Origin of the sequence: Pseudomonas syringae pv. coryli str. NCPPB 4273 (genome assembly GCF_000972175.1) — a bacterium.
Taxonomy (GTDB): Bacteria; Pseudomonadota; Gammaproteobacteria; order Pseudomonadales; family Pseudomonadaceae; genus Aquipseudomonas; species Aquipseudomonas syringae.
This window is the reverse complement of sequence record NZ_AWQP01000069.1, coordinates 123,061-141,989: the sequence shown is the minus strand read 5'-3', so window position 1 is coordinate 141,989 and position 18,929 is coordinate 123,061. Positions and strand designations below refer to the sequence as shown.

Annotated in this window: 11 protein-coding genes and 2 pseudogenes; 8 read left to right on the top strand and 5 right to left on the bottom strand. The window is 53.3% G+C overall.

The features are described from left to right. From P406_RS24280 to P406_RS24260, 5 genes and pseudogenes are all read right to left on the bottom strand, one after another. A pseudogene (locus P406_RS24280) lies at window positions 1–381 on the bottom strand (permease); the annotation flags it as partial. A 4-nt stretch (window positions 382–385) separates the two neighbouring features. Beyond that, window positions 386–3,766: pseudogene (locus P406_RS24275) on the bottom strand (toxin VasX). Continuing rightward, window positions 3,756–4,637, bottom strand: coding sequence for a DUF4123 domain-containing protein (locus P406_RS24270; protein WP_046237597.1), 882 nt, complete (start codon window positions 4,635–4,637; stop codon window positions 3,756–3,758). The pseudogene P406_RS24275 and the gene P406_RS24270 overlap by 11 nt, the downstream one beginning before the upstream one ends. After that, window positions 4,634–6,667 (bottom strand): type VI secretion system Vgr family protein, encoded by a 2,034-nt coding sequence (locus P406_RS24265; RefSeq protein WP_046237596.1) that lies wholly within the window; start codon window positions 6,665–6,667, stop codon window positions 4,634–4,636. Before P406_RS24265 ends, P406_RS24270 begins: the two co-directional genes overlap by 4 nt. A 68-nt stretch (window positions 6,668–6,735) precedes the next feature. Further along, window positions 6,736–7,254 carry an Hcp family type VI secretion system effector gene (locus P406_RS24260; protein WP_046237595.1) on the bottom strand — a complete coding sequence of 173 codons (519 nt, stop codon included), beginning with the start codon at window positions 7,252–7,254 and terminating at the stop codon, window positions 6,736–6,738. Between the two features lie 589 nt (window positions 7,255–7,843). Here P406_RS24260 and tssA point away from each other — a divergent pair. From tssA to P406_RS24220, 8 genes are all read left to right on the top strand, one after another. Next, the gene (tssA, locus tag P406_RS24255) at window positions 7,844–9,394 is read left to right on the top strand and encodes a type VI secretion system protein TssA (protein WP_046237594.1); all 1,551 of its coding nucleotides are present in this window, start codon (window positions 7,844–7,846) and stop codon (window positions 9,392–9,394) included. 31 nt (window positions 9,395–9,425) lie between these two features. Then, a complete protein-coding gene (gene tssB / locus P406_RS24250; RefSeq protein ID WP_003405674.1) occupies window positions 9,426–9,926 on the top strand; it encodes a type VI secretion system contractile sheath small subunit in 501 nt (166 codons plus the stop codon). A 28-nt stretch (window positions 9,927–9,954) separates the two neighbouring features. Next, window positions 9,955–11,430, top strand: a complete 1,476-nt coding sequence (tssC, locus tag P406_RS24245; RefSeq protein ID WP_003416260.1) for a type VI secretion system contractile sheath large subunit — start codon at window positions 9,955–9,957, stop codon at window positions 11,428–11,430. Window positions 11,431–11,441: 11 nt separating this feature from the next. Beyond that, complete coding sequence (tssE, locus tag P406_RS24240; protein WP_004417961.1) at window positions 11,442–11,852, top strand: type VI secretion system baseplate subunit TssE; 411 nt, start codon at window positions 11,442–11,444, stop codon at window positions 11,850–11,852. A gap of 98 nt (window positions 11,853–11,950) precedes the next feature. Then, window positions 11,951–13,738: a type VI secretion system baseplate subunit TssF gene (gene tssF, locus P406_RS24235; RefSeq protein WP_046237593.1), complete on the top strand. Its 1,788-nt coding sequence runs from the start codon at window positions 11,951–11,953 to the stop codon at window positions 13,736–13,738. Next, window positions 13,702–14,709: a type VI secretion system baseplate subunit TssG gene (gene tssG / locus P406_RS24230; protein WP_046237592.1), complete on the top strand. Its 1,008-nt coding sequence runs from the start codon at window positions 13,702–13,704 to the stop codon at window positions 14,707–14,709. The genes tssF and tssG overlap by 37 nt, the downstream gene beginning before the upstream one ends. A 9-nt stretch (window positions 14,710–14,718) precedes the next feature. Beyond that, window positions 14,719–17,310: a type VI secretion system ATPase TssH gene (tssH, locus tag P406_RS24225; RefSeq protein ID WP_046237591.1), complete on the top strand. Its 2,592-nt coding sequence runs from the start codon at window positions 14,719–14,721 to the stop codon at window positions 17,308–17,310. Beyond that, a complete protein-coding gene (locus tag P406_RS24220; protein WP_167338292.1) occupies window positions 17,297–18,841 on the top strand; it encodes a sigma 54-interacting transcriptional regulator in 1,545 nt (514 codons plus the stop codon). Before tssH ends, P406_RS24220 begins: the two co-directional genes overlap by 14 nt. Window positions 18,842–18,929 lie beyond the last annotated feature (88 nt).

Below are 18,929 nucleotides of genomic sequence, written 5' to 3'. Positions count from 1 at the left end.
GGGGTAGTGGAGGTAGTACTCGAGGTGGGCTCTGTCGGTTTTGATGGTGTAGTTGTAGATGGTTTTTTGGCGGACGCCTAACGCTATGATGTAGATGGCGGCGCCCGCAAATGTGTACACCAGAAAAAGTGCCTCAGAGGGCTTCTCTAGATAGACATCCCTGCCAAGCCATATGCAGAAGCTCATGGGCAGCGCGCATATAAATATCGTACCTAGCTGGGTCCAAAATATTTCATTGGGGGATCTTGCCATGGTTTTTATGGACCAGTTAAAAATATCGTTGCTCGCTAGGCTCGGACTGATTGTTTTAGCATTACCTGAATCATCAGCGATATTGTTTTTTGTTTTTTGCAAGATAGGGGCTTTCGTTTTATCAGTCATGATGTTATTCCGCTATTTCAAGTGTCAAGGTGCTGATTCGACTAGACGCTTTTATTTCCAGTTCGACATGTGCCAGCCCGTCGACTGCTGTATCTCCCTGACTATCAAGTTTCAGTTGAAACAGGTAGCCTACGTCCTGTTGACCAGGTCTTATCAGACTGTCGGGATACCATATTTGTAGTTCCAGATACGTTGCGTCTTTCTCAAGCGGCACCCAGGTTTCCCAAACAACATCTTCACTTTCAGGGGGCATAAGCGGAAATGTGAAATCTTCTTGGGCTTTGCGAGCGGGCTGATTGACAAGCTTTTTAAATTGATCAACCTTCTTGAACTGTCCTCTATCGAGAAAGGGGTCGAGTATCGGGTCATCAATTTTTGCTACAGGCAGCACGCCCAGTGGACGTTTACTACTGATGATATTGAAATGTACTGATTGTCCGCGCACTGCGCTTGGCAGAAGAATTTGCACACCAGCACCGTATTGTACCGGAGCGCTATAGGGGGTATCTCTACCAAAATAATGGTCTTCGTCGCGTGTGGTGCTTTTAACATGAACCTGAGGGCTCAGCTGTATCGTGAGCAGAGCAAGCTTTTCTTCAAGTTGACCATCTGCATCTGTTGAATAATGGTAGTTGATTGATTTGGACCAGCTGCATTTTCGCAGCCACCATCCAACGCTATCTTGCTTGAAATAATTCAACGCCATATTAGTCAATAGATAAATCACACCTGTTAGCAGAATTGCTACGCTAAACCACGGGTTCATTGCAACCAATGTATAAGAACTGGTTGGAAGAATTCCTGCAGCGAGCTGGAATGTGCTGCCTATCGCCATAAGGCCTACTGAACCAAATTTTATACGTGTGACAGTTGCCTCTTCAGTTGTTTTTGTTTTAGTCAGGTCATCGTAGATGTCTATCAACTCCAACGTAGACGCCGCTACCCCAAACGCCCCCATCGCCACCATCGAAACCCTGAACCCACGTATCGCATCACTCCACGCCGCATTTCCCTTTGCCCTCCAATAACCCGCAGAACGATCCAGAATCCCCACATTCTTGCCGTCAATCAGCACCGGCGTCGCATCCCTGATAATTGCCCACGGCGCTTCAACAAACACCGCCATCAACAAGTTAAAGCTATACCCCAACCCATACGTCACCTTGCCGATGTCCTTGGCACTGAAGTCTCCGTCCCGAGTAAGGTCGCGATAGGTGAAAGCGGTGTTGATGAAGTTGAGCATGATCACGCCCCAGGTGATCGAGCCGGCAATCCTTCCCAGTCCATCGAGCCAGCGCCTGGCGGTGCTCAGCCAGTCTTTGGCGATGGCTTTGCCGGACTGGAAGTGCAGGCGAATCTCGTCCTGCAATTGCTTGGTGTATTGGTTGTTCTGATAGTCGAGCAGGGCGGGCATGCTCAGTTCGTGCAGGCGAAGTTTTTGCTCGAGCGCGCGCAGGTGGCTGGCGATGCTTTTGCGGGGGTTGTAAGCGGTTGGGTAGAGCCAGCTGCGGCGGGTGTCGCTGATCTGTTTGTTAAGCACCTGCCACTCACTGATCCAGTTTTTCAGCTTCGCTAGCATGGTGTGATCGATCGCAATACGCGCCTTTGAGTCGAGCAAAATCTGACCGATCAACAGCGTGCGTATCAGTGCAACGATGTTCTGCTGCTTGCCCACCGCCAGGCGGCTGTCGATGGGCACCCAGGCCAGCAGGATGCTTTCGAACGTTGCCTTGCCTGCGCTGCTGGCCAGTTGGCTCAGGGCTTTGAAGGTGTCCTGAACGGGTTGTTTCAGCGCCTTCATCCATGGCTTGTCGGCAAAGCCCTGGTGATTGAGCGTGCCGTTGAGTTCGCCGATGCGGGTGGCCAGGTTGGTGATGTCGCCAAGGCCGTTCAGCAGCGCGTTGGCCTCCTGGTGTAGGGCGTGCTTGAGCGCCGGTGAGAAGCCGTAGCGCAGCGTGCCAAACAGGCTGCTGTCGTTGGCTTCCTGCTCGGCGAGCCAGGCGCTGGCGGCGTTGTCCTGAGCGTAGATGATCTGCAGGTTAAGCATGAGCGTTTGCAGATAAAGCAGGCTTTCAGGGTGTGTGGTGTCGACAAACAGCTTGAGCGGTTCGGTGCCCAGATGGGCCGACCATTGCCGAAAGTCGCTTTGCGTGTCACGCACCTGTTGCAGCAGTGTGTCGCCGGTTGGCAGGTGCTGCTGAAGGTACGCACGCGCACCACTCAGATCGACCTCGCGCCGCCATTTGTGGCGATCTTTCCAGACTTGCAGGGCCTCGTCGGAGGGCGCGCTGCCGTAACGTATTTCAATCGATTTGCGCATGTCCAGGCTCTTGAACATGTCCGGCATCAGCAGAAAATCGCCGGGAACGTTACTGCTGCTGATCTGCGCTTCCTCAAGGATGCACTGCTCGAAGTAAGCTTCGAGCTCGCCCAGATACTGGTGAGTGAGCGCGGCATTGTTGCGCACCGATGCTGGCAGTTTCTCCGGCTCGCTTTCAGCGCCACATAGCGTGGTGACGGTCTGGGCGATCTGGATCTTGTGTTCGTGCTCGGCTTGCCAGTTGCGGTAAGCGGCCTGATCGGCGGCCAGTTGCATGCCCAGATCGTTAAAAATGGCCAGCGGGTCATCAAGGGCGATGAGCAGGGAACTGTCCTGATCTTCAACGCTGCCCTGCCAGAAAACGTCAGCGCCGATTGGCGAAAACAGCGGCTGGGTTTCTTCACTGGAGGATTCGGATGTAGGAACCGCCGAGTCTGCAAAGCGGTCATCACCAACCACATGCTCCTTGTCGATGTCCGCCACCGCTTCGGCGATGCGGTTCAGTGGCAAGGTATCCGGCTCGGCCATGGTCATGCAGTAGCGTTTCAGATCCAGCGCTTTCATCCATGAATCGCGGCTTGCCGGGTTCGAACGCAGGTGTTCGCATGTTCGTTAGGTCCACTGCTGCGCTGAAAAGGCGATGCGCAGCAGGTTGTTTCGCGGATAGAGCAGAAAAGGCTTGGCATCGCTGCCGCCACTGCGCTGGTCGCTGCCAAGCTGCGCATCGGTCCAGACAATACGGCTCAGGTTGCCAGTGGCGGCTGACACCGCGTATTCATGCAACGTTTCGGCAGTTTCGTCGTAGACATACACGTAGCCGTCATACAGCTGGCGAAGGGTATAGCTGCGTGTTTTCAGCTTCGGCATCACCGCCCAGCGGCTGCCCTTGAGTAGCGGTTTCAGCTTCTCGGACGCGGCATCGTAGCGGGAGCGGTCCAGCGCATAGCGCACGGGTACGATGGCGACTTCAGGTTTTCGGAAGGGGCACAGACTGGTAGCCGTGGCGGGTATCTTGGCGAACGTTGCAGCACGTCGTTGCGTTAGTGTGCCGGATTTATCGGTCATGCATGGCATCTCTGTCGGTACGAACTTTCTGACGGTATTCATCGAGTGCGTTTATGCGCAGTTCCGGGGGTAAATGCTGATGCTCGGGGTACTGAACGCACCAGGATTGGTAGTGGCCCTTTGGCGAGCTTACAAAGCCCAGGCCCCAGTCGTGGCAGATGTCGGCCCAGGTCGCCAGTGCGTACTCACTGACCAGCCCCCACTCAATTGCGCTGTCCACGACATGCGTCAGCCAGATTTCGATTTGATCGTCGCTCTGGCCCAGAAAGGCCAGCGGATCCTGCTTTTTGATCCATTCGTATAGGCGCCCTTCGAATAGCCATCGATGGCAGCTTTCGAAGGCTTGCAACTGACGTTCGCTCACCAGAGGAAAATGCGCTCGAGAGACTTTTTGCGCACGCTCGTTAACAAATGTCGTGATCGCTGGATCGAGGTTTTGTTGCCAGCTGCGCAGGGGTGACTGAACCCAGAGTTGATCGATGGGGCCTAGCGTCGAGTTCAAATGTTCAGGGTCATAGCTCGATAGCCAATAGTGCATCACCAGCGGATCTGCGAAGCGCAGCAGACTTGAATGACCGAGATAATCAAGGGGGCTCAGGAAACGCTGCAAATGTTCAGAGACGATTTTCAAGGACGCATCGCTGAAAAAAATGCAGGCGTCGATACGTTGTTCAGGATGTCGGTGCCACTGCGCAATGAGTTCGGAGGGATGAGCCGTGCGCACAAGTACCGGGCCTAAATCCATGATCTCTGCCCACCGTGTGCCGAGATAAAGCGGAGCGATCTCGATAGGCTCGTCGCGCTGGTATAGCTGCTTTAAGGCGTCAGGTCTCAGCACTCCGTCAATCAACAGATAATTGGCTTGATTCATTTTTTCGTTTCTTCGGTTGCTTGCGAGCATTGGCTACAAAGTGGGCTGCGTATCATTGCCTGTCGCTGTGCGGAGATCAGCATGTCACCTGATTCGCCAGCTTCTGGTCGCTCTGCATTACCTGGAAGTAGCGGGGTTGCTCCAGAGCCGTTTCCGGGGCTGCCCCCCGAATTGAGCTTTATCTGAGACCCGTTCACGGTCACGCCACTGGCATCGATCTTGATAAAGGAGCCGGCTGCTTTTAGCGTGATTTCAAGCCCCGCCTCAATGATCAGTTTGTTACCGGCTTTGAGATGGATTTCCTGTCCAGCGTGGGCCAGTAATCCATCACCCACTCTAATGTGCCGGGTTCCGCCCACGGTGACGTGATCGCTCGCTTTTACCTCGGTCAGCCGGTCGCCATCGACAGTCCGATGTTCCTCGATCTTGAACTCGCTGTAGCTGTTGCCTTCGATCCGCTCATGCCGATGATGACCGACCCGGATTTTCTGCTCATGCTCGATGTTCTGCTCCCAGTCGCGCTGGGCATGAATGTAGATATGCTCCTGACCGGCCCGGTCTTCGATGCGCAGTTCGTTGGAACCATTGCCACCGGGGCTGCTCAGGCTCTTGAATACACTGCGCGTCTGATGTGCAGGCAGGTCGTAGGGCGGGACGTGCTCTGCGTGGTACAGGCAGCCGCTGACCAATGGACGGTCAGGGTCGCCGTCAAGGAACGTAACCAGTACTTCCATACCCACTCGCGGGATGACCATGCTGCCGTAGTGATTACCGGCCCAACCGGACGAAACCCTTACCCAGCAGCTGCTGCGATCATTGGCCTGCCCCTCGCGGTCCCAATGAAACTGCACTTTGACCCGACCGTGCCGGTCGCAGTGTATTTCCTGATCTTTCGGGCCGGTGACCACAGCGGTCTGGCTGCCGAATATTCTTGGCTTGGGATGATGCCGGGGAGGGCGATACGAGGCTTGCCACGGTGTAGCGAGAAAGGTATTGCGATAGCCTTGATGAAAGTCCCCCTTGTTCTGTAATGCATGGGCGGACTCCTCAAGCCCCTGCGGCTGGCGGCCCTCATGACGAACTTCGGTCAACAGCCACAGGTCGTTCCATTCCTCGTTGGGGTGCTCGCGCAAAGGTAGAAAATGACCGCTGACCAAGGTGGGTTGATCACTTTGGCCATCGCCCAGTCGGTAATCCTGGCGATGGCGCTCAAGTGCGCGGCTCGCCAGATGCGCTCCTCGATCCCGATGAATGAAGCCGCCCGGGTACTCGTAGTGCTCCAGCTCTGGCCGGGCGTCGTCATATGCCGAACCTTCCATTTTCAGAAGTGGTTTTTCAAAGTGATAATCGCGATGAGTAACGCTGTTTGTACGTGTTTCCAGGCGCAACCTGAAGCGCTTGATGACCGACTTACCCGGTACCAGGCCACTGTCCGGCTTATAGATAACCGGATTTAGTTTAGGAAATACGGTCTGGTCATCACCAAACACCAGTTGATGTGCTGTGTGGCTGTGTTTGAAGTGGAAGTGAATGCCTTCTTCTTCACACAGGCGCTGGATGAAATGCAGGTCTGACTCGTCGTACTGCACGCAGTAATCGCGCTCGGGGTAGGTCGCACCGAGCTGAAAGCTGTAGGCGTCGCCTATCAGGTGATGTTCTTTCAGTACCTGCTCAATAATCTCCTTTACTGTTCGATTCTGGAAAATACGCTGATTGGTACGATGCCTGAGCCTTGCCAGATTCGGTCGCAAGGTGACGGAGTAGTGCGTAAGACGCCTGCCGGAATCGCCTTGGGAAACCTGATCGATCACTCCATGAATGCCGTTACCCCTGGATGTGTACTGCAGAAATGCGGGGCAATTCAGCAGGCTTTCGAGATCCATCGACGTGCGCTCGCTGACCAGCTCAAGCTTGAAACAGAAGGGCTGATTGATAGCTTCATGGCCGGTAAAAGAAAGGATTTGAAAATCATGCTCAGAGCCGTCGACGCTCATGCTCAAGTAAGGTCGATCAGTGGGGTTCAGCATCATAGGGACCACCGTGTCTAGCCGGTTTATAAAAACCCCGCCGATCCTGTCGAACCGCCGGGGCAGCGGAGTTATTCCGACTTCGGACTTCTCCAGTCATCAGACCCGGTAGTAGTGGCCTTTACGTGGTCCCAGGTTATTTTGCGATAGCTGAATTGAACGTCCTCCAGGTGTCCAAAGTGCGAGTTCTGCGGATCCTGGCAGTTGTGCATGTAGGACTTGATGTTGACGATGACCGCATCCTCCAGGGTGGTGGTGTAATAGTGTTCCTGCTTGCCATCGATAGACGTCCGGTACCACTTGATTTCGACTGTGCTTAGCGTTGAGCCTGAGCAAAGAGCCTCCAGAAGCAATGGCGAGGTCTTGTCGAAAATTTTCGTGACACACGCAGGGCCATGAATGCGTTGGCCAGTAGGCTGTCCTGACTGCGTATCACAGGGTGTAATGATGTTATGGCTGAATGCCTGGATTATTGCTTCATCTGCATGGCCTTCCTGATAGACGTTGCCGACAGAGTCTGCTGTGAAAGCTCCTGCTGTCAGTTTTTTCTGATTGGCATCTATGACAGTCATATAGGCGGGTGTAGGCATTAACGTTCTTCCTTACAGTCGGTGGCGCCTCACAAGCGAATTGGCTTGGAGATCGAAGTATCGCTATAACAAGTTACGTGCCAGGTATCTCTTAAGTCAGTATTGTCAGCTGATTTGGCTATGAGGGTGCCGCTCGTTGTGAGTTTTTTCGAGTAACTTGCGCAAGTTTCTGCGCACTATTTACATTTTTTTGCGCAGCTTTCCAGGGCTCTATCCAACTATATCCATATTTTTATATCTGGTCTTTTTGTGCGGAAGGTCATGGATTTTGTACGTGCTATTGGCAAGGTTGCTGGCCGTTTAATGGCGCTTTCTGGGTGAGTTTTAAACCAAATATATATGTGTGTTCTGATGAGCATGTGATAGCGTGTTTAGTCAATAGATAGTTAGGTTGTTAAATATTTTGGTACATAAATTATATGCGTTCCTACGTATTCTCTTCGTTTGTTTGTAAGAATTTTCCGAAAGTTTAATATCTTTCAGGTGTCACCTTGCTTGCTGGTTTTCATGGCGATAAGGTCTGTCTGGCTTTATGAGTGGTTGGAAAAATCGTTAACAATGAAATGCACGATGTGTGGGAATATGAGCAGTGGCCAGTAAAGACAAGCTCTCTATTCGATATCTGGATCTGGCCCGGCAGCCTGTCGCAACGGGTGATTATGCAGGCGAAGACATCCGTTTTTCTACGGCGTTTGAAGCCTTGGAGCGTGAGTTGGGCGGTGCACAGGCCATTCTCGGGGAAGTGAATGTAGACTGGCTGCGGATCAGAGAGGGCTGCGAACATATCCTTTCAAATCAGTCCAAAGACCTGCGCGTCGCCAGCTGGCTGGCGTGGGCTCTATATGAATGCGAGTCAGTTAACGGATTATCTGCGGGGCTGGGATTGATTCATTATGTGTGCAAAGAGCATTGGCTGCTTTTTCATCCCAAAAAATTACGAACACGTTCAGCGGCCATGCAATGGCTCTTGCTGAAACTCGACAAGGCGCTGGGAGAGGATATTTCCATTACTCACCAGCTTCCTGAATTCCAGCAACTGCTCAGACAGCTTGATGGCCTGGACGAAATATTTAATCTGTATCTGGGAAGTGATGCCCCGTTGCTGCTGCCGTTGCGAAGACGGCTCGCCCGTATGATTCAGCGCGCTGAGCAAGTTGAGAAAGAGCCTGTCAAGGCGGTGGAGCGTGTCAAGCAGGCTGCGGTCCAGTTGTTTTCAAGTGACTCTCATATCGACAACGAGAAAGACGCCCAGCGGACGTTAAGTGTGCAAGAGAACTCGGTACGTAGCCTTTGCAGATGGTGGCTTAAGCAGAAAACTACAGATCCGCGAGCTTTCCGCCTGAGTCGCTCGCAGACCTGGTATGCAGTGGACAGTCTTCCTGAAAGAAACAGTGAAAAAATAACGCCGTTAAGGAGGTTGCCCGCTGACAAGTTGAACAATTACCAAGAGCGATTCGAACAGGGTCTTTACGCAGACCTTATAGTAGATATTGAAGCAAGTCTTGCAGGGTCGCCTTTTTGGTTTGATGGTCAGCGAATGGTCTGGAGCTGTCTGAAAGCCCTGGGGGGCGAAGCGGCAATGCGCGAAGTGGAAGCTCAGTTTGCTTTACTTTTAAAGCGCATTCCAGACCTTGTTGAACTTCGCTTTCACGACGGTGTGCCGTTTGCAGACGCGGAGACATTACAGTGGATCGCCACTTATATCCTGCCTGCCGAGGTCCATGTCGGAACTGCGTATGGCAGCGAAAGTCAGCATGACGCCTCAGAACGAAATTCGTTGTACCACGATGCACTGCCGGTTTTGCAGACAAAAGGGCTTAAAGCCGCTGTGCAATTAGTGAATGATCACTTGAACGGTGTGGAAGGCGGGCGAGAGCGATTTTTCTGCAAACTATGCATCGCACGTCTCTGTATCGATGCACACAAATACGAGTTGGCGAAGGTTCAACTAGAGTATCTTGATCAGGAGCTCCAATCAGCAAGCCTCCCTGCATGGGAACCCATGATCTTCCTCGATGTATCGCGCTTGTTATATAGCTGTTACGAGCGAATGGCGCTGAACGATAAGGCAGCAGCGCGCAAAGAAGTGATGTACCAGAGGTTGTGTCATCACGACCTTGAAAGATTTATTGATGGCTAACATAAAGTTTAATAAATTGAGGGGAAATGGAATGGCCAGAGAAGGCTCTGTAGCGCCCAAAGAGCGGATCAACGTGACGTTCAAGCCTGCTGTTGGTGGCGCGCAGGAAGAAATAGAGCTGCCACTTAAGTTACTGGTTCTTGGCGATTTCATACAGCGCGCGGACGAGCGAAAGCTTGAGGACCGTAAATCAATCAGTATCGACAAGAACAATTTCGATGATGTGTTGGCGAAACAGGAGCTTGAGCTGGTACTGAATGTACCTGACCGCTTGCAGGCTGAAAGCGGGGCTGACGATCTCACTGTCAGCATCAAGGTCTCTTCGATGAAAGACTTCAACCCTGCCAGTCTCGTCGAACAGATTCCTGAGCTTAAAAAGTTGATGGAGCTGCGCAACGCCCTCATGGCGCTCAAGGGGCCGTTGGGGAACATGCCTTCTTTTCGTAAGGCCATCGAGCAGGTCATTACGGATGAAACATCGCGTAAGAACGTGCTGGACGAGCTTGGCCTGGATGTCGCGGCGCAACAGTAACATCGGACCCATTGTCAGGAATTAACATATGAACACAAAAGCCATACCGCAGCGCGATGCAGGTGAACTTCACCATGGAATTCTCGATCAGATTATTGCACATACCCGATTAGAGCCTTGTGACGACGCCTATGGTATTGCCAAACGAGGGGTGGCTGCATTTATTGAAGAACTGCTGAAACCGCGTAATAACAACGAGCCGGTCAAAAAAGCGCTGGTTGATCGGATGATTACCGAGATTGACGTCAAGCTGAGTCGCCAGATGGACGAGATCATCCATCATGCAGAATTTCAGGCGTTGGAAGCATCATGGCGCGGGCTACAGTTACTGATTGATAGAACCGATTTTCGCGAAAATATAAAAATCGAGTTGTTAAGTGTTTCCAAGCAAGATCTTCTGGACGATTTTGAAGACTCGCCTGAAGTGGTTCAATCGGGACTCTACAAACATGTGTATACCGCTGAATATGGTCAGTTTGGCGGTAATCCCGTGGGCGCGATCATTGCTAATTATTTCTTCTCGCCGAGCGCTCCCGATGTGAAGACCATGCAGTACGTTTCAAGCGTTGCCTGCATGGCGCATGCACCTTTTGTTGCGGCCGCAGGCCCCAATTTCTTCGGGCTTGAGCAGTTCACCGGTCTGCCCGATCTAAAGGATCTGAAAGATCACTTCGAAGGGCCGCAGTTCGCTAAATGGCAAAGCTTTCGGCAGCGGGAAGACGCGCGTTATTTCGCACTGACAGTACCGCGTTTTCTTTTACGCAGCCCCTACGGGCCGAAGGAAAATCCGGTGAAGACGTTTGCCTATGAGGAAAACGTCTCGAACGACCACGAGCACTATTTGTGGGGCAATACGGCCTATGCATTTGCTACCAAGCTGACAGACAGCTTCGCCAGATTTCGGTGGTGCCCCAACATCATTGGTCCTTTGAGCGGTGGTGCTGTTGAAGACCTGCCTTTACACCACTTCCACAGTATGGGTGAAATCGAGACCAAGATTCCGACTGAGGTACTGGTGTCTGACCGTCGTGAATACGAGCTGGCGGAAGAGGGCTTTATCGCATTGACCATGCGCAAGGGCAGCGACAATGCAGCGTTCTTTTCTGCCAGCTCAGTACAGAAGCCCAAGTTTTTTGGCAACAATCCAGAGGGGAAAATAGCCGAGCTTAATTACAAGCTAGGCACTCAACTGCCCTACATGATGATCGTCAATCGCCTCGCACATTACCTCAAGGTGCTGCAGAGAGAGCAGATAGGTTCCTGGAAAGAGCGAGCGGACCTGGAGAGTCAGCTTAACAAATGGATACGTCAGTACGTTGCGGATCAGGAGAATCCGAGTTCAGAAGTGCGTGGCAGACGGCCGCTGCGCACGGCACAGGTCATTGTCAGTGATGTTGAGGGTGATCCCGGCTGGTACCGGGTCAGTCTAAATGTTCGTCCTCATTTTAAATACATGGGCGCTGACTTTACGCTGTCGCTGGTCGGCAAAATGGATAAAGAGTAGATCATCGATTGATGATGAATCCAAAAGGTAGCCTCTTTCAGCGCTTGGCAGGTGACGTACTGCAACAGCAGTCTTTTGACAAGGAAGAGCAGTTAATGATGTTGATATCGGCTCATCTGACCAAGATGCTGGGTACGCGCGCCGGTAGCGTAAAGATGCTGCCTGATTATGGTCTCCCTGACTTGAACAATATGGGGCTGAGCCTTGACGATACGCTGAGGCACTCTCGCATGATCATCGAAAAGATGATTCGAACATATGAACCACGATTGTTCGATGTTCACGTGACGGTGGAAGAATACGAAGGTTGTCTGCTGAGGCGAACATTCTCGATTGGTGCGGCTCTGGACATTGCAGGTGTAAAGAAGTCCATTCGATTTTCTGCACTGCTCGGTGGCGACGGCAAAATAAGTATTGTTTGAGTAAGTTTTTCGCCTCGCGAAGCGGTGCGCCGATTATCTACAGTTTTACACCCAGATTTTTCATTATCGATTTACGACCGGCCAGGTAGAAAAAAACGGTGTCATTTAACCTCTATTATCAAGAAGAACTGACGGCTCTCCGAGAGTCTGGGCGTCGCTTCTCCGAGCGTAATCCGGCGCTGGCTCCTTTTTTAGGGCAGGCGGGCAAGGACCCGGACGTAGAACGTTTACTTGAGGGGTTTGCTTTCCTGACGGGCCGTTTGCGTCAAAAGCTGGATGAAGATTTACCTGAGCTGACCCACTCCCTCATGCAGTTGTTATGGCCCAACTACCTTCGACCTCTGCCCTCGGTGAGCATGCTTCAGTTTGACGCTCTGGACGGCTCCGGCCCGGGTTTCGTGGTGGAGCGAGCAACACCTGTAGAAAGCGAGCCAGTCAATGATCAGGTGTGCCATTTCCGTACCTGCTTTGCCACTCAGGTATTGCCGTTGAAACTGACTCACCTCTATTGTTCGTCAAGCGGGAGCGGGACAACGTTGAAGCTGTGTCTGGCGATGAATGGAGACAGCCATTTAGGCGAGGTAAAGTTCAGTCAGTTGCGCTTGCACCTGGCGGGTGAGCGTCGCGTCAGCCAAGCTATTTACTTCGCGATGATGCAGAAGCTCAAGGGCATCACATTATTGCCTCTTGATGCGATGGGCGAACCGCTACTGAACTCTTCAGGCAAAGCGATCGAACTGATCATTCCTACAGAACAAGTGAAACCTGTAGGCTTCGCTGAAGAGGAGTCGTTGATTCCCTACCCACTAAATACCTTTCGGGGCTATCGCTACCTGCAAGAGTATTTCTTTTTTCCTGAGAAGTTTCTTTTTGTCGATGTTCTCGGTTTCGATGTCATTCGCTCATTGCCTGACGATCTGCTGAAGCGCGCGCGCGGGCTACAACTTGTTTTTGATGTGCGAGGAAAGGACATGCAACATCTTCGTCCTACCCTCGAAAACATCAAGCTTTACTGCACGCCGGTCGTGAACCTGTTCAAACAGGATGCCTTGCCCATTCTTGCGGATGCCCGGCAGGACGAATATCTGCTCATTCCTGCGCATTACGCACACGGCGGTTGTGGTGTGTACTCGGTCGATAAGGTGGTTGGCTGGCAGCCTGGAGGGCTGGGCTATCAGAATTACGTACCCTTCGAATCGTTTGAACATGACGCTGCGGTCGATGTGGATAGTGACTCGCCTTACTACAGCGTGAGGTATCGTACTTCGCTGCAGCACAAGGGGCTCGATACATTTTTAAGCTTCGGTCTTCGAGCAGGGCGAACTGACGAGACAATGTCCATTGAGATGACATGCACTAACGGTGACCTTCCGTGGCAAATCAGGGCAGGAGGCCTATGTAAACCATGTGAGGGCACCCCTGACTTTTTGCGTTTCAGAAATATAACGCCTGCCACGAAAACATTTGCGCCACCCATGGACGGGGATTTTCTCTGGCGTGTGATCAGTAACATGTCGCTTAACTACTTGTCGCTCGAAAATATCGAAGCACTGAAAGTGATTCTAGAAACGTACGATTTGCCTCGGTATTACGATTCGCAGGCAGAGAAAGTCAGCAAGCATCTCCTGGACGGGTTGAAGTCCATTAGGCACCAACATATCGACTGCCTGCATGACGGGCTGCCTGTAAGGGGCGTCAGGACGGAGTTGACCGTCGAACCTGACGGCTTTACAGGGGAGGGCAATTTGTTCTTGTTCGCCTCCGTCCTAAACGAATTCTTTGCGCTCTACGCGAGCCTGAATTCCTTTCACGAACTGCATGTAAAGAGCACACACGGTGGAGGATACGAATGGGCACCGCGCATGGGCATGCAACCGCTGCTTTAGCCAGGCTGAGTCAGGAGATACGGCGGTACTCTGTTTATCAGGCGATACCGCTGATTCTCAATACTTTGCGTGAAATCCATCCCGACACGGATGAGCGCCGCGTTCATGATTTTCTCGAGTTGCGGGCAAATCCGGGTCTTGGATTTCCTGGCAGTGATATTGAATGCATGGAGCTTTTTTACGAGCAGGGTCAGCTGCACGTACGACTTGATCTAAATGTGATGAGCCTGGTCGGTTCCGGCTCTCCATTACCTGCTTTTTACGCTGAGCAAGCCTTGGGTGAGCGGGACAAGCCTAATGTGACTCGCGATTTTCTGGATATCTTTAATCGTCGATTGCAGATGTTAATGCTCCCCGTATGGCGCAAGTATCGCTATCACGCCATGTTCACCCGTGGCGCGACAGATCCGTTTTCCGAACAGCTGTTTGCACTGATCGGCCTGCACGGGCAGCGCATTCGCGAAACTCCCGAATTGAACTGGAAACGGTTGTTGCCGTATCTGGGGCTCTTGAGCCTGCGCGCTCATTCAGCCGCCTTGATCGAGTCGGTGCTTCGTTATTACTTCAAGCACGCTCAGCTGTTTATCGAGCAGTGCGTTGAGCGAACCGTCGATATTCGCAGCGCTCAGCTTAATGGCCTTGGAGTGACCAATCATCAGTTAGGACGCACTGTTGTGCTGGGTAATCGGGTCCCTGATCGGAGTGGCAAGTTCCGCGTCCACATGAAAGAACTCGATTGGGAGCGGTTCCACGAATTTTTACCCATCGGCCCTGGCTACCGTCCGTTGGGCGCTCTTGTCCGATTCACCTTACGCGACCCTTTGGACTACGACGTTTGTCTTGAGCTGCGCCATGAAGACATCAGAGAACTGCGCATTGGCCAATCGAACACCTGTCACCTGGGCTGGACCACCTGGCTCGGGCGCGAGCATGCCCTGGGTCTGGTCATGCTCAACAGACCGATACATTAAGGACGACTCATGATCGATGTAGATTTGCAGCAACTCGTCAATGCCCTCGATGCGCCTACCCGCGGAGAACTGGAGGGAACGGCCGAACGCTGCGTTTCGAGAGGCAGCAGCAAAATTCTGGTTGAAGACCTGTTGCTTGCCCTGTTGGAAAGACCTGACGGGATGCTTTCCCGTGCGCTACTGGACGCCGAGGTTGGGGCTGACGAACTTGCAGGGTTTCTTCACCCGCCAGTCGAGCAAAGTGCTACCCGGAGCCCGGCATTTTCTGCCGAACTTGTTCAATGGCTTCAGGACGCGCTGTTGATTGCCAATCTGGATCTGGGCCAAAGCCTGATTGATCAGTCTGCGTTGATTCTTGCCTTGCTGCGTAATCCCTTGCGCTATGCCGACCGTCCATACCAGCCATTATTGGCGAAGATTAATATCGAGCGCTTTCGCGATCATGCCCTTGCCGAACAGATGCCGGAGGTAACAAAACCGTCAGTGAATCAATGTGATTCGCTGCTCGAACGCTTCACTCATAATCTGACGCAGCAGGCCAGGGAGGGGTTGCTCGATCCTGTGCTGTGCCGTGATGACTGTCTGCGTCAGATGATTGATATCCTGTCTCGTCGACGCAAGAACAACCCCATTGTGGTGGGCGAGGCGGGTGTCGGCAAGACTGCGGTTGTCGAAGGGCTGGCGCTTAAAATCGTTCACGGGGAAGTCCCGGATCTATTGGAAAACGTTGAATTACTGTCTCTGGATATGGGGCTGCTCCAGGCGGGTGCCAGTATCAAGGGCGAGTTCGAGCGTCGTTTGAAGGGCGTGATTGACGAGGTCAAATCCTCATCCAGGCCGGTTATTCTTTTCATCGATGAAGCCCACACACTCATCGGCGCCGGTGCGCAGGCGGGTGGTTCGGATGCGGCCAATCTGTTGAAGCCGGCATTGGCACGCGGCGAGTTACGGACCATTGCAGCGACGACGTGGGCCGAGTACAGACAATATTTTGAAAAGGATCCGGCGCTTGCACGTCGCTTTCAACCGGTCCGGGTGCTGGAGCCGACAGTAGAGCAGGCCATCACCATTCTGCGCGGGCTTGCTCCGCTATATGAACGTACTCATGGTGTCTATCTGCGCGATGATGCTGTAGTCGCCGCAGCCCGGCTTTCGGCACGCTATCTCACCGGGCGCCAGTTGCCGGACAAGGCAATCGATCTGCTTGATACAGCTTGCGCTCGAGCACGAATCGCTCTGGTCGCCGTGCCGGAGCGTCTTGAATATCTACGAAGCGAGATGGCGCGTCAGCAGAGGCAGTTCGAGGCAGTGCTGCGTGATGCCAATGCCGGTCTGTCGGTTGATGACAAGGCATTGGATACGCTGGCTGCCGATCTGTCACGGCTGCAGAGCGAGGCTGCAGCACTGGAGTGTACCTGGGCTGATCAGCGGGCAGCCGTCGAGCGTCTGCTGGACCTGCGCAAGCAACTGGCTGACCGAACAGCACAGTCGGCTGAGGCGAGTGAGTGTGATGCCATACGCGCGCTTGCGTCCGAGTTGGCCCAGGTTCGAAAGACCCTGATCGATATTCAGATGACCGACCGTCTCGTGAGCTTTGAGGTATGCCCCAGGCTGATAGCTGAAGTAGTGGGTGGCTGGACCGGGATTCCTGTATCGCGTCTGGCTCAGGAACACAGCCCGGCAATCAACAGCTTTTCCTCAGAACTGCGTATGCGCATCCGGGGTCAGGAGCAGGCGATGCTGACCATTGAAAAGGCAGTCCGGGCATCGGCTGCGGGTTTGAATGCACCCGGTGCCCCAACAGGGGTATTTCTTCTGGTCGGACCCAGCGGAGTGGGCAAGACGGAAACAGCCATTGTTCTGGCTGATCTGTTGTACGGCGGCGAACGTTTTCTCACGACGATCAACATGTCCGAATTTCAGGAGAAGCATACCGTTTCCCGATTGATCGGCGCCCCTCCGGGCTATGTCGGTTATGGCGAAGGGGGGATGTTGACGGATGCCGTTCGATGCAAACCGTATTCAGTCATTCTGCTCGATGAGGTGGAGAAGGCTGATCCGGATGTACTGAATCTGTTCTACCAGATTTTCGATAAAGGCACGGCCAACGACGGAGAGGGCCGGGAAATCGATTTCCGCAACACTCTCATTCTGATGACCTCCAACCTGGGTGCCGATCTGATCCATGCAAGCTGCCACGAGGGCAGACGACCTGATGTCACAGAGCTGAAAACCAGGCTGAAACCGATACTGAGTGCGCATTTCAAACCGGCATTGCTGGCTAGAATGCGGGTTGTGCCTTATTACCCGATCATGGGGTCGGCGCTGCGTGAACTGGTCGAGTTAAAGTTGGCTCGTCTTGGCGAGAGACTTCAATCCCGTGGCCTGACCTTCAGCTATTCGCATGATCTGATTTGTCATCTGCTTGAGCAGTGTACGCAAGACGACAGCGGCGCCCGGCTGATCGATCAGTTACTGGAGTCCAGTCTGATCCCCTTGATAGCAGACCATTTACTTGGCGCCATGAGCCGTGGTGACAAGGTCGTCAGGGTTCACGCAACACTGGACAGTTCAGGTGGTGTTGTCTGTGAGTTCGAATAAGGTGGTCTCGTCCTTTCATTCGCTACACGACCCATTAGGCTATGCGCAAACATTGGTTTCGCGATACTCGGCGCTCTCCCGATCAGCCGACAGCCAGTCGTTGCAGCATGATTTTGTACTATATGCTGCCGAGCTCAGTAGCTGCCAGGCAAGCCAGTTGTTTTTGCTCGACGCGAGCCACAAACGCCTCTGCCTTGCTGCGCAGGCCGTCGACAGCGTCATTCAGCCTGACCAGAAAACGACTTCACTTAAAGACTACCGGGACGAGCCTTTACTGCAGTTCTGTCTGCTTCAGAACCGGGTTGTCAGCGTGCCGAAAATCAGCAGCAGTCTTTACGGAACCCGCTTTCTACCGGTACAGGCGCAAGAGTGGAAATCGCTGCTGTGCGTTCCGCTGCACAATCGTGAGCGGACAACTGTCGGGGTACTGGTATGTGTGAGCAGGCATTCTGGAGAGTTGGAAGGCTACGCAGAATCTCTGGGCGCGCTAGGGTCGTTCGTGATTTCTCAATTATCCGTTCTGCATTCGTCAGCCGGGCCTGGGGGCGCGAGGCTTCATCCGCGCAGGCGCGCCCTACCGGTAGAGCGCTTTGGACTTATAGGGCGTAGCGCTGCCCTGGATCGAACCACCCATCTTCTGAGCAAGATTCTCGACAGTACCTGCACGGTGTTGCTGACCGGTGAAACCGGGACAGGCAAGGAGATAGTGTCTCGTGCCATTCACGAACACGGGCCTCGTCGCTCCAACGCGCTCGTGGTACAGAATTGCGCCGCCTTTCCGGAAGCTCTTCTGGAAAGCGAACTCTTCGGTTATCGCAAAGGCGCGTTTACCGGCGCCGATCGTGATCGGCTTGGTCTGTTCGACGCAGCTGATGGCGGTACGCTGGTACTCGACGAAATTGGCGATATGCCGCTGCAATTACAGGCAAAGCTTCTGCGGGTCTTGCAGGAGGGCGAGATTCGTCCACTGGGCGGCAACGACGTTCGCAAGGTGGATGTGCGAATCATCGCGGCGACCCATCGCCATCTACCGACATTGGTCGCCGAAGGACGCTTTCGAGAAGACCTCTATTACCGTTTGGCGCAGTTCCCCATAGAGCTTCCTCCGCTACGTCATCGCGTGGAAGACATCGAAATACTGGCCCGGCATTTCTCGGACATAGCCTGCCAGAATTCACGGCGAGAGCCCGTGCAGTGGTCGGAAGCTGCGTTGAGTGCGTTATCGGGTTATGCCTTTCCGGGAAACGTTCGAGAGCTGAAGGGGTTCGTCGAGCGTGCCGTATTGTTATGCGAAGACGCGGAGCTGAGACCGGAACACTTTCCCATTGCCACCGAATCGACAAGCCATCCGGCTGGTCTTTCACTGCGTGAGCGCATCGAACAGTTCGAGCGTGGCGTTCTACTTGAGAGTCTGCGCGACAGCGGCGGTAACCGGAGCCTTGCAGCACGCACGTTAGGGGTGTCGCGGCGCACGCTGCTTTACCGTCTGGCACATCTGAAGATCGGCGCTGCTCATGGACGGCGTACCTAGCCATTCAATAATCACGTTTAGTTAATTTCTTGTCCGGAGACGTTCCAATGAACTTTCATTGTTGGCGCACTGTGCCTATCACATTCAT

Coding starts and splice junctions, on each gene's coding strand:
- tssC (WP_003416260.1), top strand. CDS start 9,955: ATGAACACAAAAGCCATACCGCAGCGCGATGCAGGTGAACTTCACCAT.
- P406_RS24265 (WP_046237596.1), bottom strand. CDS start 6,667: ATGATGCTGAACCCCACTGATCGACCTTACTTGAGCATGAGCGTCGAC.
- tssB (WP_003405674.1), top strand. CDS start 9,426: ATGGCCAGAGAAGGCTCTGTAGCGCCCAAAGAGCGGATCAACGTGACG.
- tssG (WP_046237592.1), top strand. CDS start 13,702: ATGGGCACCGCGCATGGGCATGCAACCGCTGCTTTAGCCAGGCTGAGT.
- P406_RS24260 (WP_046237595.1), bottom strand. CDS start 7,254: ATGCCTACACCCGCCTATATGACTGTCATAGATGCCAATCAGAAAAAA.
- tssE (WP_004417961.1), top strand. CDS start 11,442: ATGATGAATCCAAAAGGTAGCCTCTTTCAGCGCTTGGCAGGTGACGTA.
- tssH (WP_046237591.1), top strand. CDS start 14,719: ATGATCGATGTAGATTTGCAGCAACTCGTCAATGCCCTCGATGCGCCT.
- P406_RS24270 (WP_046237597.1), bottom strand. CDS start 4,637: ATGAATCAAGCCAATTATCTGTTGATTGACGGAGTGCTGAGACCTGAC.